Genomic DNA, 24,758 nt, shown 5'->3' with positions numbered 1-24,758 from the left:
GACGACCGGCGGCGCTGTGCTTTGTGCCCCGCCCACTCGGAATCGTGGCAGAAACGAGCCCGTTGCGAGAGGTCTTCCGTCGTTGCGTCGGCCATCAGTTCTTGCGAGGAGGGGCTACCAGCGGAAGGTCCGCATGCGCATTTGCTGGCGCATCCGGGCCGCTCGGGCCCTTCTGGGCTGGACTCGCTCACGCAGTGCCTTGGCCTCGTTGAGTTCGCGGAGGAACTGGGCGCGTCGCCGCCTGCGCTGCGCTTCAGTCTCGGGTTCTATGTCGTGCTGCTCCTGCTCAGGCTCCTGCATCGGCCACACCACCCCACGGCTTGGTCCGTATTCCCCCTAGGCCCTGCGGCCTGGGAGGGACCCCCCTCCACCTTCCCTCCGGACCCTGGCTTGAAGCGAGCGGATACTGTTGTGCGCATGCGGATCCATGTCGTCGACCACCCGCTGGTGGCGCACAAACTCACCACGCTGCGCGACAAGCGCACCGACTCCCCGACCTTCCGGCGCCTCGCCGACGAGCTGGTCACCCTGCTCGCGTACGAGGCCACCAGGGACGTGCGCACCGAGCAGGTCGACATCGAGACCCCGGTGACCAGGACGACGGGCGTGAAGCTCTCGCACCCGCGACCGCTGGTGGTGCCGATCCTGCGGGCCGGCCTGGGCATGCTCGACGGCATGGTGCGGCTGCTGCCGACCGCCGAAGTGGGCTTCCTCGGGATGATCCGCAATGAGGAGACCCTGGAGGCGTCGACGTACGCGACCCGGATGCCCGAGGACCTCTCGGGCCGCCAGGTGTACGTGCTCGACCCGATGCTGGCCACCGGCGGCACGCTGGTCGCGGCGATCCGGGAGCTGATCAAGCGCGGCGCGGACGATGTGACCGCGGTCGTGCTGCTCGCGGCGCCGGAGGGCGTCGAGGTGATGGAGCGCGAGCTGGCGGGCACGCCGGTCACCGTGGTCACCGCCTCGGTCGACGAGCGGCTCAACGACCACGGCTACATCGTGCCGGGCCTGGGCGACGCGGGCGACCGCATGTACGGGACCGCGGACTAGGAGCTAGCTGGGGGCCAGGTGGTTCCTCAGCACTTCCTGGAGGGCGCCGGAGCGGGATTGGCCAGGGTGGCCAGAGCCGCGTCGGCGTCCTTCTTCGTGTCCAGGGCCTTGAACGCCGTGCCGAGGATCAGGTCGACGTCCGCCGTCTCGCGGGTGTCGGTCTTCAGCTGGCTGCCCCGGAGCTGGGTGCCGAGCACGCGGAAGGCGCCCTCGTACGCGTTGGGGGCGCCCAGCAGTATTGCGGTGCCCGGGACCTTCTTGTCGTACGCCGGAGAGGCGTTGCCCACCTTGCCGATGGCGAAGCCGCGCTTCTTCAGCTCGTCGGCCGCCGCCTTGGCGAGGCCGCCGCGCGGGGTCGCGTTGTAGACGTTCACCGTGACCTGGCCCGGCTTGGGCGCCGGGGGCGCGGCTGACGACCTCGGCGCGGGCTTGCAGTCCGTCGTGCGGCCGCCCGCGGATGTCTTCTTGCCGTCGCCCGCGAAGACGTCGATGAGCTGCAGCGTTCCCCAGCCGGCCAGGCCGAGGGCGACCGCCGCGGCGATGGCCGCCGACACGATCCTGCGGCGGTTGCTGGGGCGTCGCATACGCGGGTACTTGTCGCCCGTGATGCGGTACTTTCCGCCCATGCCGGGGGGAGTGAGCATGCTCATGGGCGCAGCGTAATGCGGGCTGGTGCCGATGCCTACTAGATGATCAATCGATTGCGTCCGTACGGTCCCGAAAGGGTCCGAAAGGCTCAGTCGGACTGGTCGCCGACCGGCCCCGGCCTCAGCCCAGCTCGAGCACGCGGGCGTGCAGTACCTGGCGCTGCTGCAGCGCGGCGCGCACGGCGCGGTGCAGGCCGTCCTCCAGATAGAGGTCGCCCTGCCACTTCACGACATGCGCGAAGAGGTCGCCGTAGAACGTGGAGTCCTCGGCGAGCAGCGTTTCCAGGTCCAGCTGGCCCTTGGTGGTCACGAGCTGATCGAGGCGGACCGGGCGCGGCGCGACATCCGCCCACTGCCGGGTGCTTTCCCGGCCATGGTCGGGATACGGCCGCCCGTTACCGATGCGCTTGAAGATCACACGGAAAGCCTACCGGGCAAGCGGCGGTCGGCGCAGCCAGGCAGCGCCAGTGTAATGCTGGTCAAAGTGCCTCATATCGGGAATAGGGGGTCGCCATGAGCGCCGGCCAACAGCCGCTGAACGCGCCGGAAACGGAAACAGCCACGGGTGTGTCCGGGGCTGATGGGGCTGTGTCCGCCCCGGCGGGCGCGTCGGCCGCCGGGTCCGTGCTGCCGCCGCCCGCGCAGGAGATCGCCGCCGGATACGCCCTCAGCGGCGCCGCACTGGACCTCGGCGCACTGCTCTGGGACGGCCAGTGCCGACCCGATGCCCAGATCCGTATCCCGCTGTCCATGCTCAACCGGCACGGTCTGGTCGCCGGCGCCACCGGCACCGGAAAGACCAAGACACTCCAGCTGATCGCCGAGCAGCTCTCCGCGAACGGCGTGCCCGTGTTCCTCGCCGACATCAAGGGTGATGTCTCCGGCATCTCCGCCCCGGGCGAGTCGGGCGCGAAGGTCCAGGAGCGAGCCGGGCAGGTCGGGCAGGCGTGGGAGGCCAAGGGATTCCCCTGCGAGTTCTACGGCCTCGGCGGCATCGGCCCCGGCGTTCCGCTGCGCGCGACGGTCACCAGCTTCGGACCCGTACTGCTCTCCAAAGTGCTCCAGCTCAACCGGACGCAGGAGCAGTCGCTCGGGCTGATCTTCCACTACGCCGACTCCAAGGGTCTGGAGCTGGTGGATCTCAAGGATCTGCGGGCCGTGGTCGCCTTTCTGGTGTCGGACACCGGGAAGGCGGAGCTCAAGAACATCGGCGGACTCTCCACGGCCACCGCCGGGGTGATCCTGCGTGCGCTCACCGCCTTCGAGTAACAGGGCGCGGGCGGCTTCTTCGGCGAGCCCGAGTTCGACACGAGTGAGCTGCTGCGTACGGCTCCGGACGGGCGCGGGCTCGTCTCCGTACTGGAACTGCCCGCCGTGCAGGACAAGCCGCAGCTGTTCTCGACATTTCTGATGTGGCTGCTCGCGGACCTCTTCCACGACCTTCCCGAGGTCGGGGATGTCGAGAAGCCGAAGCTGGTGTTCGTCTTCGACGAGGCGCATCTGCTCTTCAACGGGGCGTCGAAGGCGTTCCTGGAGTCGATTACGCAGACGGTGCGGCTGATTCGCTCGAAAGGAGTCGGCGTCTTCTTTGTCACGCAGACGCCGAAGGATGTTCCGGGGGATGTGCTGGCGCAGCTCGGCAATCGGGTGCAGCACGCGCTGCGCGCCTTCACTCCGGACGACGCCAAGGCGCTGAAGGCGACGGTGAAGACCTTCCCGAAATCGCCGTACGACCTGGAGGAGGTGCTGACGGGGCTCGGCACGGGCGAGACGGTGATCACCGTGCTCAGCGACAAGGGCGCCCCGACGCCGGTCGCGATGACCCGTCTGCGCGCCCCGCAGTCGCTGATGGGCCCGATCGACGCGGCGGCCCTGGACGAGGCGGTGAAGTCCTCGCAGCTGTACTCGCGCTATGCGGAGGCGGTCGACCGGGAGTCGGCGTACGAGAAGCTGACGGCCGAACAGCAGGAGGCGGAGGCGGCGGCGGTGCGGGCGGCGGTGGAGGCCGAGCATGCCAAGGAGGCCGAGCATGCCAAGGAGGCGGCGGGGACGGCGAAGTCCCCGCGGGCGCGGGCGCAGGACGAGTCTGTGGTGGGGCAGGTTATGGGCAGCGGCATCTTCAAGTCGCTGGCGCGCTCGGTCGGTACGCAGCTGGGCCGGGAGATCTCCCGCTCGATCTTCGGTACGGCCCGCAGGCGACGCTAGGCGCGTGTTTCCCACTGGGGGTTGAGCCCCCAGGCCCCGTACGGCCTTCGGCCGTGTCCTCAATCGCCGGACGGGCCGGGTATCCGCCGGAGGGGCATTTCAGCCCCTCCGGCGTTTGAGAAGCGGGGCTTGGGGCGGAGCCCCGACCAGAGCCTCGCCGGCGATTGAGGCGCGCGGTGGGCGGAGCCCCAGGTGCGGCCTACTCGGTCACATCGTGGTCGTGTCCGTCGTGCAGGCCGCCACCGCTGCCCGCTTCGCCGCCCGTCGGGACCGTGACGACCGGCTTGCGCAGCGAGCTCAGGTCGTGGGCGTATGTGCCCACCGCGTTGGCGATGACGCCGATGTTGACGGCGAACGCCTTCATGTCGATGTTGCTGATGTTGTCGCACTTGGCGTGGTAGCAGGAGTCGTACGCCACCCCGGCCGTGCCGCCGTACTTCTTCGCCTGGGCCGCCGTCTTGATGCCCTCGGCGCCCGTGAACGTACCGCCGGACGGGATGCCGGCCTCGATGAACGGGCCGTAGTCCGAGCGGCCCGTGAAGTCCGTGCCCTCGTGCGGCCTGCCCCGCTTGTCGAGGAACTCGTTGATGTCACGCTCGAGTTGCGCCGAGCCGGCCGGGCCGGGGCCCGCGCCCACGCCGTCGGAGTCGTCGCCGTCGTAGACGAAGAGCCCGTAGTTCGGCGAGGCGATCATGTCGAAGTTCAGGTAGAGCTTGATCTCCTTCTTGCCCAGCGAGCTCAGCTGGGCGACGTACGCCTCCGAGCCGAGCAGGCCGTTCTCCTCCGCCGACCACCAGGCGAAGCGGACCTTGTTGGTCGGCCTCGCCTTGGACTTGGCGAGTTCCTGGGCGACTTCGAGGAGTCCGGCCGAGCCGGAGCCGTTGTCGTTGATGCCGGGGCCCGCGGTGACCGAGTCGAGGTGCGCGCCGAGCATCACGGTGTTCGCGGCGTTGCCGCCGCGGGTCTCCGCGATGACGTTGTTGGTGGAGCGCTTCTGCTGGAGCTGGCGGATCTCGAAGGAGATGTTCACCGGGCCCTTGGCGACGTCGGCGGCGAGCTGCTCGCCCTCGGCCCGGGTGATTCCGCCGGTCGGGATCTTGCCGGTGGCCGGGTCGCCGAGGGTGCCCGACAGCGCGCCGTCGGCGTTGTTGTAGATGACCGCGCCGACCGCGCCGGCACCCGCCGCGGCAGCCTGCTTCTCGCCGAAGGTGCAGCCGCCGCGCTTGATCAGCGCGATCTTTCCGGTGAAGGTCCCGGAGGCGTAGTCGGCCGGCTCGCAGCCGGTGGTCGCGTCCACCGCCACGGCGGCCAGATCGGCCCTGACGCCACCCACCGGAGTGGACTTGGTGTACGTCATCGCCTTGATCTCGACGGCGCGCGGCGCGGGCGTGAGCACGGAGAGCTTCTCGGCCTGCGTCTCGGTGTAGATGAAGTCGAACTGCTGGTACGAGACGTCGTAGCCGTACTTCTTCAGCTGCTGGTAGACGTACGCGGCGGAGGCGTCGTGCCCGAGCGTGCCTGCGGCGCGGTTGCCGTCGGTCGTGTCGGCTATCTGCTGGAACTTCTTCAGGTGCTGGAACGCGTCCTTGGCGGACGACTTCTCGACCAGTTTCCTTGCGAGCTTCGACGCGTCCTTTGCCGCCTGCTCGCCGGGGTTCTGGCGGGCTGCGGAGGGAGATGCGGATGCCAGCAGGAGCGGGGTCGCGAGTGCGGCTGCGGCCATGGTGGCCACGGCTCTGCGATGGGTTGCCTTCACAGAGATCCTTCCCGTGTGTACGAGGTTGAGGGGAAGTTAGCGATCTTTGCGAGCTCTGTGAACCGATGTGCCCCAACTCACGGCGTATTTCATCGCATTGATACCAGGAGGCGCCCCATCCACTTCAACACGCCGTGCATCAGGCTTTCTTGGCCGCCTTCGTGGCGCGTTTCATCTCCTGCTTGTATGCGCGCACCTTGGCGAGCGACTCGGGCCCGGTGATGTCGGCCGCCGAGCGGTACGAGCCCGGCTCGCCGTACGCTCCGGCAGCCTCCCGCCAGCCCTTGGGCCGCACCCCGAACTGCTTGCCCAGCAGAGCCAGGAAGATCTTCGCCTTCTGCTCGCCGAAGCCGGGCAGCGCCTTCAGGCGCGCCAGCAGCTCCTCCCCGGTCTCCACATCGCGCCAAATGGCGTTCACGTCGCCGTCGTACTCGTCGACCAGGTACTGGCACAGCTGCTGCACCCGTTTGGCCATGCTTCCCGGATAGCGGTGGACGGCGGGCTTCTGCTTCAGCAGCTCGGCGAAGGCTTCGGGGTCGTACGCGGCGATCTGGGCAGCATCGAGATCGTCGGTGCCCAGGCGCTGCGCGATGGTGTACGGGCCGGAGAACGCCCACTCCATGGGGACCTGCTGGTCGAGCAGCATGCCGATGAGCACGGCGAGCGGACTGCGGCTGAGCAGTTCGTCGGCCTCGGGCTGCTGGGCGAGATGAATCGTGGGGCTCATGTCCCGATGATCACCCGGCCGCTGACGCGCCGCCAGTCTCACGCGGGCGATCGGGTCGCTCCGGGGTGCACAAGAGCTGGAGCGCGCCCAGGGGCGCTGCCGCGCCGCCGAGGATCGGAAAGCGGCGGTGGCGGGCCGGTGCGGCTGATCAGGTGGCCGGTGCTGAGGGGGGCCGGGTCCGCGGTCGCCCCATTCGGCCGGTGCTGCCTTCTCAGGACGGGGCCGCGCGCCCGTCCATGAACTGCCGGAGACCTGCCGGCGCCCCCCGAGACCTGCCGAGACCTGGCGGATCGACGAGCGGTTCCCTCGTTCCGCGGATGCTGGGACAGTGGTTACATGCCCCCGGCCTCAGCGCTGCAGTCCGTCGACGAAGCGATGTCGCGGCACGCGTGGGGGTATGTGTACGCGATTCTGTCGGAGGCCGACGGGCTGCATCCGCTCGATCCTGACGACCTTGAGCGGCTCGCGCTTGCCGCCCACATGACCGGCAGGGATCCCGAGAGCGACGAGGTATGGGCGAGGGCCCACCATGCGTGGCTGAGCCGCGGCGAGGTGCCGCGGGCGGTGCGGTGCGTGTTCTGGCTGGGCATCGATCTGGTGCTGAGCGGCGAGTGGTCCCGCAGCACCGGCTGGGTGGCAAGGGGCCGGCGTCTGCTCGATGCCGAGCGTCCTGGCTGCGTGGAGGAGGGGTATCTGCTGGCGCTGGAAGGCCTGCAGAGCCACTTCTCCGGGGATGTGGCCAACGCCAAGGCCGTCTCCGAGCGAGCCCTTGCGTGTGCGACGCGGTTCGGGGACCGCGACCTGCTGAGCTTCGCCATGGTCACCGTCGGCGAAAGCCTGATCGGGCTCGGTGAGGCAAGAGAAGGTGTCCAGCTCCTCGACGAGGCCATGGTCGCGGTGACGGCCGGCGAGGTGTCCCCGGTTGTCTCCGGACTCGCGTACTGCGCGGTGATCTCGGCCTGCCACGAGATCTTCGATCTGCGCCGAGCCCGCGAGTGGACGGCCGAGCTGTCCCGGTGGTGTGCGTCGCAGCAGCAGGTGGTGCCGTACCGCGGGGTGTGCCTGGCCCACCGTGTCGAGATCATGCGGTTGCACGGCGACTGGGCCGACGCCATGGACGAGGCCAACCACGCGTGCCGCCTGCTGGGCTCCGCGCCGTCCGCTCGGTCCGCCGACGCCGCCTACTACCAGCTCGGTGAGCTCCACCGGCTGCTCGGCGAGTACGGCAAGGCGGACCAGGCCTACCGCGAGGCCAGCAGACTCGGACACACCGCGCAGCCGGGACTGGCGCTTGTGCTGCTCGCCGCGGGAGATGTACGGGCCGCCCAACACGCGATCCGCACCGCGCTCGACGCCGCCGCCGACCAGGCGTCGCGGTGCCGGATCCTGCCGGCGTACATCGAGGTCATGCTGGCCGCGGGCAAGGCCGAGGACGCACGGACCGCCGAAGAGGAACTGGCCGCGGTGGCCGAGACCCTGGACGCTCCTCTGCTGAACGCGATCAGCGCTCTGGCGAAGGGGTCGGTGCTGCTGGCCGCCGGTGAGGCGCGCGGCGCGCAGGCGGTGCTCGGTCGTGCGGTGGCGACCTTCCGCGAACTCGACGCACCGTACGACGCCGCGCGGGCCCGGCTGCTGATCGGCCTGTCCTGCCGGGAGACCGGCGACGAGGTAACCGCCCGGCTGGAGATCGAAGCCGCCACATCGGCCTTCCGGGAGCTGGGCGCCGCACCGGACCTGGTTCGCGCCGAGGAGCTGGCCCTCAAGGCCACGACCAGAGCGGCTGGTCTGCTCACGGCACGCGAACTGGAAGTGCTGCGTCATGTGGCGGTGGGGAAGTCGAACCGGGCCATCGCGGACGACCTGTTCCTGAGCGAGAAGACGGTCGCCCGTCACCTCAGCAACATCTTCATCAAGCTCAGCGTGTCATCACGCTCGGCGGCCACGGCGTACGCCCATCAGCACAACCTTGTCTGACGTCACCTCCTCGTCCGGCGCCTACGAAGAAACACCCATGCCCGTGAGTGGACGTTCGCGGGAAGCGCCGAACCCTGCCTGCTGGCTAGCGTTTTCGTCGATGAGTCCTTCCGCGATGTGAGAGGTGACGTCATGTCGAAACAGGTCTACGACGCCGTCGTCGTCGGGGCACGGTGCGCCGGCGCACCAACGGCGATGCTCCTGGCCCGCCGGGGCTACCGGGTGCTCGTGGTCGACCGGGCGAGGTTCCCGAGCGACACGGTCTCCACTCATCTTGTCCATCCGCCAGGGGTTGCCGCACTGGACAGCTGGGGACTTCTGCCCCAGGTGATCGCGAGCGGCTGTCCGGCGATCGACACCTACTCCTTCGACTTCGGGCACTTCACCATCGAGGGATCGCCGACCGGCAACGGGTTCCGGGCCGCGTACGCACCACGCCGTACGGTCCTGGACAAGATCCTGATCGATGCCGCAGCCGAGTCCGGCGCGGAGGTGCGCGAAGGCTTCACCGTCGAGAACCTCGTGATCGAGGGGGACACGGTGACGGGGATCAGGGGCCACAGCGCGGGCGGGAAGAGCGTCACGGAGTACGCCCGTGTCATCGTCGGAGCCGACGGCATCAACTCGCTGGTGGCGAAAACCGTCGGCGCCGTCCGGTACGCCGAAAAGCCGAAGCTCCAGTGCAGTTACTACTCCTACTGGACGGGCCTGCCGATGGAAGGCCGGTTCGAGACCTACGTACGGCCCGACCGGGCCTTTGCCGCATGGCCCACCAACGACGACCGGACCGTGGTCATCTGCGGGCTGCCGATCCGAGACTTCGAGGCCAACCGCGCGGACATCGAAGCCGGTTACCTGGCCACCATGGCGCTCGTCCCCTCGTTCGCCGAACGGGCCGGCTCGGCCGCTCGCGTGGAACGACTCGTCGGAATGGCGGTGCCCAATTTCTTCCGGCGGCCGTACGGCCCCGGCTGGGCACTGGTCGGCGACGCCGGGTACCTCAAGGACTTCATCACTGCCCAGGGCATCCAGGACGCGTTCAGGGACGCGGAACTGTGTGCGCGGGCGCTCGACGAGACCTTCACCGGCAGCCGGGCGTTCGACGCGGCCATGCATGACTACCAGGAGAGGAGGGACACCCAGGTCATGCCGATGTACGAGTTCACGGCCCAGCTCGCCGCGCTGGATCCGCCGCCTCCCGAGCTGCAACAACTGCTCGGCGCGGTGTCGCAGAGCCGTCCGGCAATGGACGGGTTCGCCAGGGTGGCGGCCGGGGTCACGTCGCCGGCGGACTTCTTCTCGGACGAAAGCGTGGATCGGATCATGGGCGCGGCGATTCCGAACGGGTGACCGCGGCGTCAGGAACTGTTGCGTGTACGGGAGCGGTATTCGGCGACTTTCGCGAGGTTGCCGCAGCGGTCCATGGAGCATCAGCGGCGTCGGCGGGCTTGCGAGTCGTCGAGGAACAGCAAGGCGCACTCGGGGTTCGCGCACTCCTTGCCCCGGGCCAGCAGTGGGCCGCTGACCAGTAGCACCGCGTCGCGGGCCAGCGTCGCGAGGGCCGCGGGCGCGGGGTGCTCGGCTCGCCAGTGCAGGACCGGCTGCCGCTCGCTCTCCGCTTCCGCTTCCGCTTCCGCTTCCGCATCGGCTTCGGTTTCCGTGTCCGACGTCGGCCGGATCAGGGTCCTGCCCGCCCATCGCGGCGAGCAGCAGCCGGTAGAGCGCTTCGCGCAGGGCTCGTGCGTCTGCGAGGTCCTCGGTGGTGATCCGCGTTCCGTCCGGATCTGCCGGCAGCCCCGCCTGGCTGATCCGACTACGCGGGGGTGATGCCGGTGACGGTGAGGATCTGCTCCGCCGATCTGCAGTTGCTGTCCATTACGGCCATGGCCATCGCGGCGCGTGCGGCCGATGCGGGAGCCTGTGGCGGGATCACCAGGAAGGAGAAGTGGTCCTGAGGGCCGCGAGTGATGATCATTGTGCTGTCGTCGACGGCCGACCAGTCGATATGGACCGTGCGGCCGTCGATGGCCAGGTGGCCGGGAGCGTGGTTCCAGGCGCTCGCGTCCAGACCGACGCTTGCGATGGGGCCCAGTCTGGCGGTCAGGGCGGTGATCAGGCCGGGCAGTTGGGTTTCGATGTCGCGGGAGCTCGGCCACCACGCGCCGTCGAACAACCCCACACGGCTGGAGGTCGTCTCCATCCTCAGCACAGCCGCGCCGGGAACTATCGGCTGATCGCTTGTGTCCTCGAGGAGCAGGAGAGGATTCGGGATGCTGGAATCGCAGGTCATGAGACGCCGCCAGTGGCACTCGAAGCCGCGTGTCCGCGGGACGTGGGTGGAACTGCCCTGGGCCGAGTGGTACCTGAGCAACGACTTCTTGCGCAGCTGAACCTGAGGCCGGGTGGGCTGGTGGCCGGCGCGAGCATGAGCCGGAGGGGCAGCGAAGAGGTCCGGTCTTCGACCGCGGGCGTATGCAACATGGTCGCGGTCATGACGCGGACCCTGCCCCGGCCCGATCGAAACCGGCCCGGTGTCGTGAATCACCGAAAACGACACGAGCAATGGAAGCTGGTGCGCGAAAAGTTCTCGGTATTCCCAGGGTACCCCCGGCCGGACCCCGCCGATATGTTTCGAATTTGCCGCTGCAGTCGGCGGATGGGACGACGCCGCCGAGCACTCCGGGACCAGCACCATCACCCGAATCCTTCTTCAGCGCTGAGCCTTCAGTGCTGAGCTGTACTCAGCGTCGGGGGTCAGCGGCGCGCGAGTTGCCGTTCGCCGTTGGCGCCCGGCTGGTAGGTCATGCCGTAGTGCTGGAAGATCGCTTCCTCCTGCCCGGCGGGCAGTACGTCGTCCGTGCCGATCGAAGGGGCCTTCCTCACCAGTCCTTTGGCGTAGGAGACCTTGAGGTATCCCGGTCCGAGGATGGCCTTGTCGAGGGGGACGAAGACCAGGCGCTGGCGACTCAGCAGCCCGGTCCGGACCGTGGCCACGGCCGGTTCGTCGGTCGTGGTATCCACATAGACCGCTTCGAGCACGCCGATCTTGCGCTGCTTCTCGTCGACGACATCGTGGTCGCGCCACTCGCGGATGTCGGCTGCCTGGATCATGCCCTCTCCCTCCTGAGCGGGACACCGGTCGGTGCGAGCCGTCCGAGCGGATCACCAGTCGGTGCGAGCCGTCCCACGGAATGTCGCGGCCGAGCACCTGGAATCGGTGGCCCTCATTCCAGCCTGCCCCCGCGGGCCCCTGACACCACGCTCACTCACCCAGTCGGATCCGCGCCCGCCCCGCAGGCGAGCCCTGGCATCTGCTGCGCTGTCGCACCGACGGCTTGGGCAACGACCTCGGCGTATACACGCCGAGGTCGCCCTTCCGGGCGGTTGCACGTGAGAGTGCACCAACCCACAGTCCATTTTACTGCTCGTCGGCTCGGCCCTGCTCTTCTTCCATGGCCTCCATACGCCGGATTCCTTCGTGTGTCAGCGTGACCATGGCGGGCGTGTTGCCTGTGGCCCAGTCGACCGCGATCAGCTCCTCGCCCACCAGATAGGTGCAGGCGGCAGCCAGATCCTCTTCGCGGATCCCGAGATCGTGAAGCAGTTGCGCCCCGGTGACACCCAGGAGGCGGTTGCCTTCAGTGGCCTCGTACAGAGCCTGCATGATCTTCTCGCGGTACGCCTTCCGCTCGGTCAGAGATGCCATGACTGCCACCTGGTCTCCTCAGACCTCGTCTCTGTGCGGGCGGTCATTCGCCGCTGACTTGCTGGTCACCAGCCATGGCGGGGCCGAATCGGCGGGCTCGGGGGTGTGCGTGGTGTCCAGGGTGATGTGCAGCCGGGTCCCGCCGTCGTGACCGGCGGGGTAGCTGCGCTGTTCGGTGGAGGTGAAGAAGTGCCGGAGAACCTCTGCGACCCGGCGGGCGGCTTCGGGGGACGTGGCGACGATGCGAACCTCAGCGAGCCCTGCCCCGGGCACTGGTTCCGCAGATTTCATGATGGCCTCGCTGTCCGGCGAATGGTGTGCCCAGTGGTGTGAGGCGAAGGCGTGGAACGGCATGCGCGGGCGCGCTCGAAACGGCCCCGGTGTCTTCACACTACTCCGGCGCGAACAGGGCCCCCGGCTCGCATCCGCTCGATGTCCCGGCCCCGCTCCCGATTTCACAGTCCGAGTGATCCTGAACCGCCGGTTCCGAATCAATATTTCGGTGAAAGTTCGGCTTCTTGTCGTGCTTTTTCCGCGTGACGGAGTCATTTCCTCTGGGCTGTCCATCGCGAGGGAGGCGGCGTGTGCCCCAGGGGGTCTTGTCGCTAAATGCCGTTTTCGTTTCACCTATGCATCGATAGGTAGAAGATGTGGACATCTCATGCCATCCCGTATCGCTGGGTGTGCGTCGAACCGTAAATGCAGACATGCCCTGTCGGGGTCGTGTGCAGGGCTTTTACGTGAGTGTTGACCGTAGATTCCGTGCGATGGGGTTCGTCACCAACCGGCAGACAAAACTGCACTTCAAGGCATGTTGTGGTGACGAAGTGTGTGCACCGAAAAGAACCGGGAGGTAAGTTGCCCGGCGGTCCCTCGGCGTGATTGCATCCTGCGAGTACGGGAGTCGTAATTATCGGTGCCCGGTTGGGTGTCAGGCGCCCGTTGAACCGGCCGGATTTGTCTTGCCGTAAACCCGGCCGACGCCCGTTCAGGAACCCCGGAGAATTGAAAGGAAGGGAAAGTCGTGCGCAAGGACTTCACCCCCCAGGTTAAGACCGTCGAGATTTCCGACAGTGAGCTGGACAACATTTCCGGTGGTGTCGCCAGCGCCGGTGCCGATGTCGCCGGTAATGGCGCCTCCGTTGGTATCGGCGACGTAGTCGGGACTGCCCGGTCCCTCGCGCCCGCCCTGCCCGTTTCGCAGCTCGCCGGTCTCGTCTCGGTGCAGACCACCAGCATCTGACAGCGGCATTCTGCGACAACGTCTTATGGCCAGGAGTATTACTCGGCCCACCGGTGCATCTGAATACCAGTAGGTTGGCCAGAACCCCGGAACCCTCCAGTTCCGGGGTTCACTGCATGGGGCTGGTGCTGCCGTACAGCGTCACCAGCTGCATGGTCACCTCCAGAACGAGACCACCGCGCAACCGCTGGTGCTCGGCACCATGCTCGTGGTGGCGCTGACCATCACCGTGGTCGGCCGCAGCCATGGGGGCGCCATGGCGCCGGGCGCGACTGACAGCCCCGAGGTCTCCGCTGCGTCGGGCACGGAAGTGGCATGGAAGCGCCCCAGGGCGGATGGAGCCGCCGAAGGCCAACTGAGACGGACACTTGGACGGCAACCGTCGCGATCTGGCCGGTCGCGCCTGGGTGCATGACGCCAGCCCCAGGCGCCCTCGTGGCTCAGCCCACGCGCTTGGCCTGAAGATAAAGGCCCCAAGGGCCCAAGCGCGGGCTACGGGTGGAGTGCTCGGCGCAGCGCTTCGATGGCCAGCGTGCGTGCGACAACGGTCGCTTTGGAGTCGCGGAGGCTGTCGAGCATGAGGAAGTCATGGACCATCCCCAGCACTCGTACCGCCGTGACGTCCACTCCCGCCTCGCGCAGCTTGGATGCGTACGCCTCGCCTTCGTCACGCAGCACATCGGCCTCATCGGTGATGACCAAGGTGGGAGGAAGACCACGGAGTTGCTCGATGTCGGCGCGCAGTGGGGAGGCATAGATTTCGGCGCGCTGCTCGGGGTCGCTGGTGTAGGCGTCCCAGAACCACTTCATCCCGTCGCGAGTGAGGTAGTAGCCATCGGCGAACTGCTGGTACGAAGAGGTGTCGAAGTTGGCATCGGTGACCGGGTACAGCAGCACCTGGGCCGCAAGGCGAACATCGCCGCGTTCCTTGGCCATCAGCGCGAAGACGGCGGACATGTTGCCGCCGACCGAATCACCGCATACCGCGATCCGGGAGACATCGAGGTTCCGCTCCTCGCCGTTCTGGATGATCCACTTACCGACCGCGTAGTTCTGCTCGATCTGAGTCGGATACTTCGCCTCGGGGGCCAGGTCGTAGACCGGGAAGACCACCGCGGCATCCGTTCCGGTCGCCAGTTCCCGCACCAGTCGGTCGTGAGTATTCGCGTCGCCGAACACCCATCCGGCGCCGTGGATGTACAAAACCACCGGGAGGGTTTTCGTCGCCCCGTGGGGACGGATGATTCGGGCTCGGACCTGGCCGTACTGGCCTGCGTCGACGCTCACCCATTCCTCGTCCACCGCGGGCTTGGCCACCCCCTGGCCCGCCTGCAGACCATCAAGGATCTCTCGGCCGTTCTCCGGTGGGACTTCGTAGAGGCGTGGGTGCGGCTTGGTGGCATCCGCCAGTTCCTGGGCCGCGGGCTCCAGGACCGGCGTCGGGAGCAACGAAGAAGTGGCCATGGTGTGCCTCCTGCCTCGAAATTCGGTCGTGACGGCCAGACCCAACCGTTTCCCATCGTCTCTCAGCAGCGCATCGGTGCAACTTTGGCCAAGGCGCTGGAGCGTGTGGCACTGGCGACCGGGTCATGCAAACTCGCAGCTTGCGTGAGACGGGCGCGGCGTCGTTGTCAGTACAGCCTCGTACTGGGCCGTATTCGGCTGTCTGGCCAACGCAATGAGATGCCGTGCCGGGCGTCGCGAGCGTCGCGAGCGTCAAAGGTCTTCGACCTGTGATCATGGAGCGTTCATGAAAAGTGATCGACGAGGAGCTCCAGGTCGCGGGGGCCGATGTGCCGCCGCCATGTGGCGCTCGCGGTAACGCGCTGTAGGTGATGCGGTGAACTGGTTGACCTCGCTGCCGGCGGTGGTGCTGGTTGTGGGCGGGCTCCTACTTGCCTTACTGGTCGCGGCCGTGGCGCGGGTCGGCGTCCGGGTGCTCGTACCGGTCGAGGAACGGGATCGGGTGCCGCAGATCGCCACGCCCCTGATGCCGACACTCGGCGCTGCCTTCGCGATCTTTGCGGCACTCACACTGGCCAGCGAGTCCGGCTACCTGCGCGCAGCCGAGGGGCTGGTGAGCGACGAGGCGGCCGCGGCCTCCCGTCTGGCATGGGCGGCGACAAGTCCGCGGGTCCAGTCGGAGCCGATCCATGCGGCACTGCTGGACTACTTGCAGAACACGCGTGCCAGGGAGTGGGAGGCTACAGCAGCGGCGTCCGGTGACGACCCCGCCACCGCTCGCGCGATCGCACGGCTGGAGCGGAGTGTGCGCGCCGAGGCGGCCAGGCCCGAGGTGGGAACCCCGACAGGCACGGAGCTGGTGGTTTCCATGGACGGTGTCACCAGTAGTCGTCGCGCCCGCGTTGCGGCCGCCTCGCGCGACGTTCCCGCGCTCTACGTCGTCACGCTTGTGGTCAGCGGACTGGCCTTGATCGTGAACTCCGGCGCACTGGTCTTCCGCAGCAGCCTGCGAACGTCACTGCTGATCGTAGGTGTTGCGAGTGTGGTCGGGCTGAGCCTTGCGTTGCTCTTCGCACTCAGCGCGCCCTGGAGCGGACCGTTCATCGTCAGTGGGCATCCACTCGACGACATCATCGGGAACCTGAAGTCCAGCTTTTTCGACGGCGGGCCGTAGGCGACGGGCGCGATCAGTACGCCTACAACTGCTCACCGGAGGCCGTGACCTGCGGCCGCCTGATCGATCAAAGCCCTGACCTGCTGTCGAGCTGTCGGCAGCTGTCGACGTTGGTCGCCATTGAGCGCCCACAACGCCGAAGGGCCCCACCGCGAACGGTGGGGCCCTTCAACGTATTGCCCGGTGAGAGCAATGGCGGAGGATACGAGATTCGAACTCGTGAGGGGTTGCCCCCAACACGCTTTCCAAGCGTGCGCCCTAGGCCACTAGGCGAATCCTCCGCGGCAAACAATACAAGACGTTGAGGAGTGCTAGCGAACTCGTTCCCACCCCCTGCGATCAGGTACCCTGTGCGGAGCCCCTCACGTGGCGCTATCTGACTGAACTCCCCCAGGGCCGGAAGGCAGCAAGGGTAGGTTGGCTCTGGCGGGTGCGTGGGGGGCGCTTGCGTTTGCGGGCGCTGCCCGTCCGACGGTCCGCCTCCCGGTCCGCGACGCAGCTCCGATGCGGCCCGGTCCCCGGCGCCGTCGGGCGGCGCCGCTTGTCAGTGGGCCCCGATAACCTCGTAGGCGTGTCGTCCCTTGCGCTGTACCGCCGCTATCGCCCCGAGTCGTTCGCCGAGGTCATCGGGCAGGAGCATGTCACTGACCCGCTGCAGCAGGCCCTGCGGAACAACCGGGTCAATCACGCGTACCTGTTCAGCGGGCCGCGCGGATGCGGAAAGACGACCAGTGCGCGCATCCTCGCCCGCTGTCTGAACTGCGAGCAGGGGCCCACGCCGACGCCGTGCGGCGAGTGCCAGTCCTGCCAGGACCTCGCCAGGAACGGGCCGGGGTCGATCGATGTCATCGAGATCGACGCCGCGTCGCACGGTGGTGTCGACGATGCGCGTGATCTTCGGGAGAAGGCCTTCTTCGGGCCGGCGAGCAGCCGGTACAAGATCTACATCATCGACGAGGCGCACATGGTCACCCCGCAGGGCTTCAACGCTCTGCTGAAGGTGGTCGAGGAGCCGCCGGAGCACCTCAAGTTCATCTTCGCGACCACCGAGCCCGAGAAGGTCATCGGGACGATCCGGTCGCGTACGCACCACTATCCGTTCCGGCTGGTGCCTCCGGGGACGCTGCGCGAGTACCTCGGCGAGGTGTGCGGCAAGGAGAACATCCCGGTGGCGGACGGCGTGCTGCCGCTCGTCGTGCGGGCCGGCGGCGGGTCCGTGCGTGACTCGATGTCCGTGATGGACCAGCTGCTGGCGGGCGCGACCGAGGAAGGTGTGACGTATGCCATGGCCACCTCCCTTCTCGGGTACACGGACGGGTCGTTGCTCGACTCGATCGTGGATGCCTTTGCGGCGGGCGACGGGGCCGCGGCCTTCGAGGTCGTGGACCGGGTCATCGAGGGCGGCAACGACCCGCGGCGCTTTGTCGCCGATCTGCTGGAGCGGCTGCGGGACCTGGTGATCCTGGCCGCCGTGCCGGACGCGGGGGACAAGGGCCTGATCGACGCACCGGCCGACGTGGTCGAGCGTATGCAGGCGCAGGCGTCCGTCTTCGGTGCGGCCGAGCTGAGCCGCGCCGCCGATCTGGTCAACACCGGGCTCACGGAGATGCGCGGCGCCACCTCGCCGCGGCTGCAGCTCGAGCTGATCTGTGCGCGGGTGCTGCTGCCCGCAGCCTTCGACGACGAGCGGTCGATGCAGGCGCGGCTGGACCGGCTGGAGCGGGGTGCGACGTTCTCGACCGGGGGCTCCGGGCCCGCGATGGGGTACGTGCCGGGGCCGGAGGCGCAGGCGCACGCTCCCGTACCGCCGGTCCCGCAGGGGGGCGGGCCCGCCGCGGCCCGCGCGGCGGCTCGGGGCGGAGGTGTGCCCACGCCCGCTCCTGTTCCTGCCGCGCCCACTCCCGCACCCGCACCCGCGCCTGCTCCCGCGCCTGCCCCTGCGCCCGCTCCCGAGGCGGTGGCTCCCCCGGTGGAGCAGCCACAGCCGGCCGGGTCACGCCCGGGGGCCTGGCCCGCCGCTGCCGCGGCCGAGCCGGGGCGGCGTCCCGGTGGCTGGCCCACGGCATCGGCCCCGGGACAGGGCGGCCGGCCCGCGGCACCCGCGCCCGCAGCCGCCGCTCCCGCCTCGGCCGCGTCCGCTCCCGCCGCGCCGAGCGCCGGCATGGTGCAGGGCGCCGTACAGGTGCGGAACATGTGGCCGGACATCCTGGAGGCCGTGAAGAACCGCCGCCGCTTCACCTGGATCCTGCTCAGTCAGAACGCCCAGGTCGCAGGCTTCGACGGCACCACCCTCCAGCTCGGCTTCATCAACGCCGGCGCTCGGGACAACTTCGCGAGCAGTGGCAGCGAGGAGGTGCTGAAGCAGGCGCTCTCCGAGCAGTTCAATGTGCAGTGGAAGGTCGAGGCGATCATCGATCCCTCGGGAGGCGCAGGCGGTCCCGGTGGCGGTGCCCAGCCCCCGTCCGGCGGCGGCTTCGGTGGCGGTTTCGGCGGCGGTCGTGCCCAGGCGGCCCCGGCCCCGCAGCCCCCCGCAGCCCCCGCGCCCCGCCCCGCCCCGGCGGTTTCCCACTCCGGATCAGGCTCGCAGACCTCCGCGCCGGAGCCCCCGCGCGCGGCCCCGGTGCACACCCCGCCCCCGGTCGCTCCCGAGGACGACGTACCGGAAGAGGACGATCCCGACCTCGTCGACTCCGCGCTCTCCGGCCACGACCTGATCGTGCGCGAGCTCGGTGCCACGGTCGTGGAGGAATATACGAACGAGTAGGGGGCGGGTCCTCGGAGGCCCGTACAGGACCAGCCGCCCCCGGCGGTTAGGCTGGCTGCCGTGAAGGTCCTCGTCATCGGCGGCGGCGCCCGCGAACACGCCCTGTGCCGCTCTCTCTCCCTCGACCCCGACGTCACCGCTCTGCACTGCGCGCCCGGAAACGCCGGCATCGGCGAGGTCGCCGAGCTGCACCCGGTCGACGCGCTGGACGGCGCGGCCGTGGCGCGGCTCGCCACCGAGCTGGCGGCCGAGCTCGTCGTCGTCGGCCCCGAGGCGCCGCTCGTCGCCGGGGTCGCCGACGCCGTACGGTCCGCGGGCATCCCGTGCTTCGGCCCCTCCCGGGAGGCCGCCGAGCTGGAGGGCTCCAAGGCCTTCGCCAAGGACGTGATGGCGGCGGCCGGAGTGCCCACGGCCCGCAGCTATCTCTGTACGACTCCCGAGGAGATCGACCAGGCCCTGGACGCCTTCGGCGCTCCGTACGTCGTCAAGGACGACGGCCTGGCCGCCGGCAAGGGCGTCGTCGTCACCGACGACCTCGCCGCAGCCCGAGAGCACGCGCTGGCCTGCGACCGCGTCGTCATCGAGGAGTTCCTCGACGGCCCCGAGGTCTCCCTCTTCGCCATCACCGACGGCCAGACCGTCGTCCCGCTGACGCCCGCCCAGGACTTCAAGCGCGCGCTCGACGGCGACGAAGGCCCCAACACCGGCGGCATGGGTGCGTACTCCCCGCTCCCGTGGGCCGACCCCAAGCTGGTCGACGAGGTCATGGCCACCGTCCTCCAGCCGACCGTCGACGAGCTGCGCCGCCGTGGCACGCCCTTCTCCGGGCTGCTGTACGCGGGCCTCGCGATCACCTCGCGCGGCGTACGGGTCATCGAGTTCAACGCCCGTTTCGGCGACCCGGAGACCCAGGTGGTCCTGGCCCGCCTCGCGACGCCGCTCGCGAGCGTCCTGCTCAACGCGGCCCAGGGCACCCTCGACCTCGAGCCGCCGCTGCGGTGGCGCGAGGTCGCGGCCGTGACCGTGGTCGTCGCCTCCCACAACTACCCGGACACCCCGCGCACCGGCGACCCGATCGAGGGCCTGGACGAGGTCGCGGCCGAGGATGCCCCCCATGCGTATGTCCTGCACGCCGGGACCAGGCACGAAGGCGACGCGGTCGTGAGCGCCGGTGGCCGCGTACTGTCGGTAACCGCGACCGGCAAGGACCTGGCGCAGGCCCGTGAACGCGCGTACAAGGCGGTGGCCAGGATCCGGCTGGACGGTTCGCAGCACCGTACGGACATCGCACGCAAAGCCGCCGGGGAGTGAACCTCTAGGGCCCGGAGCCCGTCATCACCTTTACCCAAAGCCATTCCATCGAGTGACGGGTGACCCATCCGGATGACGCCCGCCGAAGCCCCAACTAGGGTGCGGCGCAGGCATTCCGGCACTTGGCCCACCGGCATTGCGATGTCAGTGGTGGGTGCCACAGTGGGGGAGTGAGCAGCACCGTCGCAGGGCAGAGGGGGTGAGTCCGGCCGTGTCGGGTTCCGGTATCGGTGAGTCCATGGGCGCGCAGGCCGCGCGGTCCCGGGCTCTCGCCGTGCTGCGTATACGTAGCCGGGCGCTGGCCGTGGCGCTGCTGCCCGCGGCCGTCGCCGTCGTGCTGCTGGCAGGCGGTACCACGGACCATATGGACGGCGGTAGTTGGAACGCGGCGCGCTGGGGTGTGACGTTCTGCGCGGTGATCGTGCTGCTGGTCGCCGCGGCGGTCGCGACCGTGATCGTTCGGGCCAGTCCGGCACTCAGCCCGACCGTGGAGCTCTCGGAGCGGGCTGCCCCTGATCTGTACCGGCTGGTGCGGGACGTGGCAGAGCGCCTCGAGGTGCCCGCGCCGTCCGCGCTCGCGCTCACACCCGACTGCGACAGCTGGCTCGAGGACCGTACGCACCCGGCCCATGCGATCCGGGGGATTCAGGGCGGGCGCAGACGCCGGACGACCGAGGCGCCCGTGCTGGTGATCGGCTCGCCGTTCCTGTGGTGGATGCGGGTCGCGGAGCTCCGGGCGGTGCTGGCGCCCGTCGTGGCCGGGACCGCGCCTTCCGCGCACCCGGACATAGCCGCGGCGCGCCGTTTCGTACGGGGACTGGACGCGGCGGTCGCGGTTGCCGCGAGCCCCGGCCGGGGGGCGATACCCAGGCTCGCGCTCGGCTTTGTCGGCCGGATCGCCCGACTGCTGCTGCGCAGCTGCCAGCTGCATGTCGGTGAGATGGAGCGCGGGGTCGCGGCCGATGCCTCCGAGCGTGCACAGGCTGTGGACTACGGTCTGCGGATCGTCGCCCAGGAGCAGGTCGGCCTCGCCTACGCGGGGTGGGACCGGCTGCTGACCCGGGTCGCGCTGCCCGCCTGGCGTATGGGCCGCTGGCCCTCCCGTCTGGACGCGGGCGTCGTCTCGGCCCTCACCGAGCTCTCCCGCCGCGACCGCCTCGCCGAGGGCTTCGCATCCCGGCTGGGCGAGCGCCCCGCCTGCGACCTGCTCGAGGAGCCGGGCGCGGTCGACGAGGCCGCTTCGTTGCTGGCGGCCCGCCTCTTCCACGGTGGCCCGGCCGAGGCAGGGCCCGACTGGTCCCCGGTGGACTGGCAGCAGTATCCGGAAGAGGTCGTCGACCGGAAGTGGCGTACGGAGGCGGCCCGGCTCCACCGGGTGCTCGACGGCCTGGGCGTGCCTCCGTCGACCGGCCCCGACGGCCCGACGCTCGCGCGGGTGATGAACCACCTGTCGGCGCGGGGCACCGCCATCGGCGACACCCTGGCGGCGGGGATCAGTGCGGAGGTCGCCCGCGAGGAGGAGGCGGCGCCGGTCCCGCAGAGCCCGGCAGACGCCGTCAACGGCTGGGGTGCGGACCCGCTGCCCCTGTTCCCGCTGCAGCCGCCGCGTACCGGCCGCGAGCTGCTCGCCGACCATGTCACGGCGATGGTCTGCTGCGCCGCGGTAGACACCGCGGGCGCCGTCCCCGGCCTCGACTGGCTCGACGGCCCGGCCCTTCTGATCAACGGCGAACGCCGCGCAGACCTGGGCAGCCCCGTCCTGAGCCTGATCGAGGGCGGCGACGCGGCCCCACTGCGCGGCTGGCTGACCACGCTGGGCATCCGCCCTGAGAAGCCGGTCCGCCTGGTGTAGGCGCGCATCTCCACTCACCGGCCCCGAGAGCCGGTCGAGTCACGCTCCCCAACCTCGAGTCACGCTCCTGAACCGGTCGAGCCACGCTTCCGGAACCGGTCGATCACGCTCTCGCACGAAGGAACGGCACGTTCCGTTCACGCCAATTCGCGACGAACGGTGACGGAGTGCGTGCGTTATGTGATGTGCTGGAGACCGGCGCTGAACAATCGGCGCCTCACAGTGGTCCCGGGGCATCGAGGGAGGGCGCAGCATGGGGGCGGAGCAGATCCGGCGATGGGAATCGGGCGCCCTGGCCCACGCGGTCACGGATCCCTTCGGGCAGGGCCCGCTCCCGTGGCTGCGCGGCAGCGAGCACTACTTCGACGACACCGGCCAGGTCGTCCCCTGGTACGCCGACCCCACCCTTGCCAGAGGCCGCTCCGGCGGGCCCCGTTCCGCCGACGACGTACGCCGCCAGATCAAGGGCTTCGCGTCCACCGGCGCGGCCGCACCCGGTGAGTCGATCGACTTCCACATCACCGTGGACCCGCCCCAGCAGTACTCCGTCGACATCTACCGCATCGGGCACTACGCGGGCGACGGTGCCGCCAAGATCACCACCAGCCCGCGCCTCTCCGGGATCGTCCAGCCGCCCCCGCTCGCCGCCGACCGCACGGTCTCCTGCCACCACTGGTGGCTCTCCTGGCGGTTGCAGATCCCCTCCTACTGGTCGATCGGCGCCTACGTCGCCGTCCTCACCACCGGCGACGGCTACCGCTCCCACATTCCCTTCACGGTCCGCGACGACCGCCCCGCCGACCTCCTCCTGCTCCTCCCGGACATCACCTGGCAGGCGTACAACCTCTATCCGGAGGACGGCCGTACCGGCGCCAGCCTCTACCACGCCTGGGACGAGACGGGCCGGCTCCTCGGCGAGGAGGACGCCGCCATCACGGTCTCCTTCGACCGTCCGTACGCAGGCGCCGGCCTCCCCCTCCACGTGGGTCACGCCTACGACTTCATCCGCTGGGCCGAGCGCTACGGCTACGACCTCGCCTACGCCGACACCCGCGACCTCCACGCCGGCCGGGTCGACCCCTCCCGCTACCGAGGACTGGTCTTCCCTGGCCACGACGAGTACTGGTCGGCGCCCATGCGCCGCACCGTCGAGCTCGCCCGCGACCAAGGCACCTCGCTCGTCTTCCTCTCCGCCAACACCATGTACTGGCAGGTCGAGCTCGGGCCCGCGCCTTCCGGCGTACCCGACCGTCTCCTCACCTGCCGCAAGCGCCGCTGCCCCGGCAAGCCCGCACTCTGGCGCGAGATCGACCGGGCCGAGCAGCAACTGCTGGGCATCCAGTACGCGGGACGGGTCCCCGAGCCGCATCCCTTGGTCGTACGGAACGCGGACCACTGGCTCTGGGAGGCGACCGGCGCCGGTGAGGGCGACGAGCTCGCCGGACTGGTCGCGGGCGAGGCCGACCGCTACTTCCCGCGCACCGCGCTCCCCGAGCACCAGGGCCGGATCCTGCTCGCCCACTCCCCGTACCGGGACAGCGAGGACGCCACCCGCCACCAGGAGACGTCCCTCTACCGGGCCCCTTCCGGCGCCCTGGTCTTCGCGTCCGGCACCTTCGCCTGGTCCCCGGCGCTGGACCGGCCCGGCCATGTCGACACCCGCGTCCAGCGGGCGACCGCCAATCTGCTCGACCGGATCTGCAAACGCGACTAGAGACGCCGAGGGCCCCCTGGCCGGGCCCGCACTTCCCGCGTACGGGACAATCGGACGCGTTGGTGCCGCTTCGGGGCGCCCCTCTTGTTCCACCGCGGGGAGGAACCGTGTCCGGATTCGTCGAAAAGCCCGAGCCGCTTCAGGTGCCGGGCCTGGTACATCTGCACACCGGCAAGGTGCGCGATCTGTATCAGAACGAGGCGGGCGACCTCGTGATGGTCGCCAGCGACCGCATGTCCGCGTACGACTGGGTGCTGCCCACCGAGATCCCCGACAAGGGGCGGGTGCTCACCCAGCTCTCGCTCTGGTGGTTCGAGCGTCTCGAGAGCCTCGTACCGAACCACGTCATCTCCACCGAACTGCCCGCCGGCGCGCCTGCCGACTGGGCCGGCCGCACCCTTGTCTGCAAGTCCCTGCGGATGGTCCCGGTCGAGTGTGTCGCCCGCGGCTATCTCACCGGATCGGGTCTCGTCGAGTACGAGGAGTCCCGCACCGTCTGCGGTCTCGCGCTGCCCGAGGGCCTCAGCGACGGCTCCGAGCTCCCGGCCCCGATCTTCACGCCCGCCACCAAGGCGGCCGTCGGTGACCACGACGAGAACGTCAGCTACGAGGAAGTCGCCCGTCAGGTCGGCGCGGACACCGCTGCCCAGCTGCGCCGGACGACCCTCGCCGTCTACAGCCGGGCCCGTGACATCGCCCGCGAGCGCGGCATCATCCTCGCGGACACCAAGTTCGAGTTCGGCTTCGAGGGCGACGAGCTCGTCATCGCCGACGAGGTGCTGACCCCGGACTCCTCGCGCTTCTGGCCGGCCGCCACCTGGGAGCCGGGCCGCGCCCAGCCGTCGTACGACAAGCAGTACGTCCGCGACTGGCTGACCTCGCCCGCCTCCGGCTGGGACAGGAAGAGCGAGCAGCCGCCCCCGGCCCTCCCGCAGGAGATCGTCGACGCGACCCGCGGCAAGTACATCGAGGCGTACGAGCTGCTGACCGGCACCCCCTGGCAGTAGCGGCGCACGAAGAAGTACGCGCGACGGGGCGCGCACGAAGAAGGCCCCGGTCACCAGGACCGGGGCCTTCAATCTGAGCGGACGACCAGGTTCGAACTGGCGACCTCAACCTTGGCAAGGTTGCGCTCTACCAACTGAGCTACGTCCGCATGCGCCGTAGC

22 protein-coding genes, 2 tRNA genes, 1 other RNA gene and 2 pseudogenes are annotated in these 24,758 nt (G+C 69.4%); 12 read left to right on the top strand and 15 right to left on the bottom strand.

Going from position 1 to position 24,758, the window contains the following annotated elements; all coding sequences use genetic code 11:
• Positions 1–114 precede the first annotated feature (114 nt).
• The gene (locus tag OG735_RS20545; protein WP_327324637.1) at positions 115–300 is read right to left on the bottom strand and encodes a hypothetical protein; all 186 of its coding nucleotides are present in this window, start codon (positions 298–300) and stop codon (positions 115–117) included.
• 117 nt (positions 301–417) lie between these two features.
• On the opposite strand from OG735_RS20545, the gene upp reads away from it, so the two are divergent.
• Positions 418–1,053, top strand: a complete 636-nt coding sequence (gene upp / locus OG735_RS20540) for a uracil phosphoribosyltransferase (protein WP_327324636.1) — start codon at positions 418–420, stop codon at positions 1,051–1,053.
• 26 nt (positions 1,054–1,079) lie between these two features.
• Here the strand turns inward: upp and OG735_RS20535 are convergent, their stop codons facing one another.
• Positions 1,080–1,679, bottom strand: coding sequence for a LytR C-terminal domain-containing protein (locus tag OG735_RS20535; protein WP_327328395.1), 600 nt, complete (start codon positions 1,677–1,679; stop codon positions 1,080–1,082).
• Between the two features lie 142 nt (positions 1,680–1,821).
• A complete protein-coding gene (locus OG735_RS20530) occupies positions 1,822–2,118 on the bottom strand; it encodes a type II toxin-antitoxin system VapB family antitoxin (protein ID WP_003955420.1) in 297 nt (98 codons plus the stop codon).
• A gap of 95 nt (positions 2,119–2,213) precedes the next feature.
• On the opposite strand from OG735_RS20530, the pseudogene OG735_RS20525 reads away from it, so the two are divergent.
• A pseudogene (locus OG735_RS20525) lies at positions 2,214–3,905 on the top strand (helicase HerA-like domain-containing protein).
• A gap of 199 nt (positions 3,906–4,104) precedes the next feature.
• Here OG735_RS20525 and OG735_RS20520 read toward each other — a convergent pair.
• Together OG735_RS20520 and OG735_RS20515 are read right to left on the bottom strand one after the other, a co-directional pair.
• A complete protein-coding gene (locus tag OG735_RS20520; protein ID WP_327328394.1) occupies positions 4,105–5,637 on the bottom strand; it encodes a M28 family metallopeptidase in 1,533 nt (510 codons plus the stop codon).
• A 163-nt stretch (positions 5,638–5,800) separates the two neighbouring features.
• Complete coding sequence (locus tag OG735_RS20515; RefSeq protein ID WP_327324635.1) at positions 5,801–6,388, bottom strand: HhH-GPD-type base excision DNA repair protein; 588 nt, start codon at positions 6,386–6,388, stop codon at positions 5,801–5,803.
• A gap of 336 nt (positions 6,389–6,724) precedes the next feature.
• Between OG735_RS20515 and OG735_RS20510 the strand changes: the two genes are divergently transcribed.
• Both OG735_RS20510 and OG735_RS20505 read left to right on the top strand, forming a co-directional pair.
• The gene (locus tag OG735_RS20510) at positions 6,725–8,362 is read left to right on the top strand and encodes a LuxR C-terminal-related transcriptional regulator (protein WP_327324634.1); all 1,638 of its coding nucleotides are present in this window, start codon (positions 6,725–6,727) and stop codon (positions 8,360–8,362) included.
• Positions 8,363–8,494: 132 nt separating this feature from the next.
• Positions 8,495–9,712: an NAD(P)/FAD-dependent oxidoreductase gene (locus tag OG735_RS20505; RefSeq protein ID WP_327324633.1), complete on the top strand. Its 1,218-nt coding sequence runs from the start codon at positions 8,495–8,497 to the stop codon at positions 9,710–9,712.
• A gap of 8 nt (positions 9,713–9,720) precedes the next feature.
• On the opposite strand, the gene OG735_RS20500 is transcribed toward OG735_RS20505, so the two are convergent.
• From OG735_RS20500 to OG735_RS20480, 6 genes and pseudogenes are all read right to left on the bottom strand, one after another.
• Entirely contained in the window at positions 9,721–9,786 is a 66-nt protein-coding gene (locus tag OG735_RS20500; RefSeq protein WP_327328393.1) for a hypothetical protein, read from the bottom strand.
• 169 nt (positions 9,787–9,955) lie between these two features.
• Positions 9,956–10,129 (bottom strand): annotated as a pseudogene (locus OG735_RS41995) (ABATE domain-containing protein); the annotation flags it as partial.
• 46 nt (positions 10,130–10,175) lie between these two features.
• Positions 10,176–10,562 (bottom strand): DUF5994 family protein, encoded by a 387-nt coding sequence (locus OG735_RS20495; RefSeq protein WP_327324632.1) that lies wholly within the window; start codon positions 10,560–10,562, stop codon positions 10,176–10,178.
• A 554-nt stretch (positions 10,563–11,116) separates the two neighbouring features.
• Positions 11,117–11,473: a PRC-barrel domain-containing protein gene (locus OG735_RS20490; RefSeq protein ID WP_327324631.1), complete on the bottom strand. Its 357-nt coding sequence runs from the start codon at positions 11,471–11,473 to the stop codon at positions 11,117–11,119.
• 307 nt (positions 11,474–11,780) lie between these two features.
• A complete protein-coding gene (locus tag OG735_RS20485; RefSeq protein WP_327324630.1) occupies positions 11,781–12,068 on the bottom strand; it encodes a hypothetical protein in 288 nt (95 codons plus the stop codon).
• A gap of 18 nt (positions 12,069–12,086) precedes the next feature.
• Positions 12,087–12,359 (bottom strand): hypothetical protein, encoded by a 273-nt coding sequence (locus tag OG735_RS20480; RefSeq protein WP_327324629.1) that lies wholly within the window; start codon positions 12,357–12,359, stop codon positions 12,087–12,089.
• Positions 12,360–13,092: 733 nt separating this feature from the next.
• Between OG735_RS20480 and OG735_RS20475 the strand changes: the two genes are divergently transcribed.
• Positions 13,093–13,311 carry a hypothetical protein gene (locus tag OG735_RS20475; protein WP_327324628.1) on the top strand — a complete coding sequence of 73 codons (219 nt, stop codon included), beginning with the start codon at positions 13,093–13,095 and terminating at the stop codon, positions 13,309–13,311.
• A 109-nt stretch (positions 13,312–13,420) separates the two neighbouring features.
• On the opposite strand, the gene OG735_RS20470 is transcribed toward OG735_RS20475, so the two are convergent.
• Together OG735_RS20470 and OG735_RS20465 are read right to left on the bottom strand one after the other, a co-directional pair.
• A complete protein-coding gene (locus OG735_RS20470) occupies positions 13,421–13,558 on the bottom strand; it encodes a hypothetical protein (RefSeq protein ID WP_327324627.1) in 138 nt (45 codons plus the stop codon).
• Positions 13,559–13,803: 245 nt separating this feature from the next.
• Positions 13,804–14,775, bottom strand: coding sequence for an alpha/beta hydrolase (locus OG735_RS20465; RefSeq protein ID WP_327324626.1), 972 nt, complete (start codon positions 14,773–14,775; stop codon positions 13,804–13,806).
• A gap of 376 nt (positions 14,776–15,151) precedes the next feature.
• Here OG735_RS20465 and OG735_RS20460 point away from each other — a divergent pair, with 376 nt between their 5' ends.
• On the top strand, positions 15,152–15,949 hold the full coding sequence (locus OG735_RS20460) for a bestrophin-like domain (RefSeq protein ID WP_327324625.1): 798 nt from the start codon (positions 15,152–15,154) through the stop codon (positions 15,947–15,949).
• 193 nt (positions 15,950–16,142) lie between these two features.
• On the opposite strand, the gene OG735_RS20455 is transcribed toward OG735_RS20460, so the two are convergent.
• Positions 16,143–16,230, bottom strand: a tRNA-Ser gene (locus tag OG735_RS20455).
• 72 nt (positions 16,231–16,302) lie between these two features.
• Here OG735_RS20455 and ffs point away from each other — a divergent pair.
• From ffs to OG735_RS20425, 6 genes are all read left to right on the top strand, one after another.
• An RNA gene (gene ffs, locus OG735_RS20450) (signal recognition particle sRNA small type) lies at positions 16,303–16,401 on the top strand.
• A gap of 119 nt (positions 16,402–16,520) precedes the next feature.
• Positions 16,521–18,713 (top strand): DNA polymerase III subunit gamma and tau, encoded by a 2,193-nt coding sequence (locus tag OG735_RS20445; RefSeq protein WP_327324624.1) that lies wholly within the window; start codon positions 16,521–16,523, stop codon positions 18,711–18,713.
• Positions 18,714–18,773: 60 nt separating this feature from the next.
• A complete protein-coding gene (gene purD / locus OG735_RS20440; protein ID WP_327324623.1) occupies positions 18,774–20,024 on the top strand; it encodes a phosphoribosylamine--glycine ligase in 1,251 nt (416 codons plus the stop codon).
• A gap of 211 nt (positions 20,025–20,235) precedes the next feature.
• Positions 20,236–21,876, top strand: a complete 1,641-nt coding sequence (locus OG735_RS20435) for a hypothetical protein (protein ID WP_327324622.1) — start codon at positions 20,236–20,238, stop codon at positions 21,874–21,876.
• A gap of 253 nt (positions 21,877–22,129) precedes the next feature.
• Positions 22,130–23,590: a N,N-dimethylformamidase beta subunit family domain-containing protein gene (locus tag OG735_RS20430; protein ID WP_327324621.1), complete on the top strand. Its 1,461-nt coding sequence runs from the start codon at positions 22,130–22,132 to the stop codon at positions 23,588–23,590.
• Positions 23,591–23,697: 107 nt separating this feature from the next.
• Complete coding sequence (locus OG735_RS20425; RefSeq protein ID WP_327324620.1) at positions 23,698–24,597, top strand: phosphoribosylaminoimidazolesuccinocarboxamide synthase; 900 nt, start codon at positions 23,698–23,700, stop codon at positions 24,595–24,597.
• Positions 24,598–24,673: 76 nt separating this feature from the next.
• Here OG735_RS20425 and OG735_RS20420 read toward each other — a convergent pair.
• Positions 24,674–24,746, bottom strand: a tRNA-Gly gene (locus OG735_RS20420).
• Positions 24,747–24,758: the final 12 nt, after the last annotated feature.

It is taken from the genome of Streptomyces sp. NBC_01210 (assembly GCF_036010325.1).
Lineage (GTDB): Bacteria > Actinomycetota > Actinomycetes > Streptomycetales > Streptomycetaceae > Streptomyces.
This window is presented reverse-complemented; position numbering and strand designations above follow the sequence as displayed.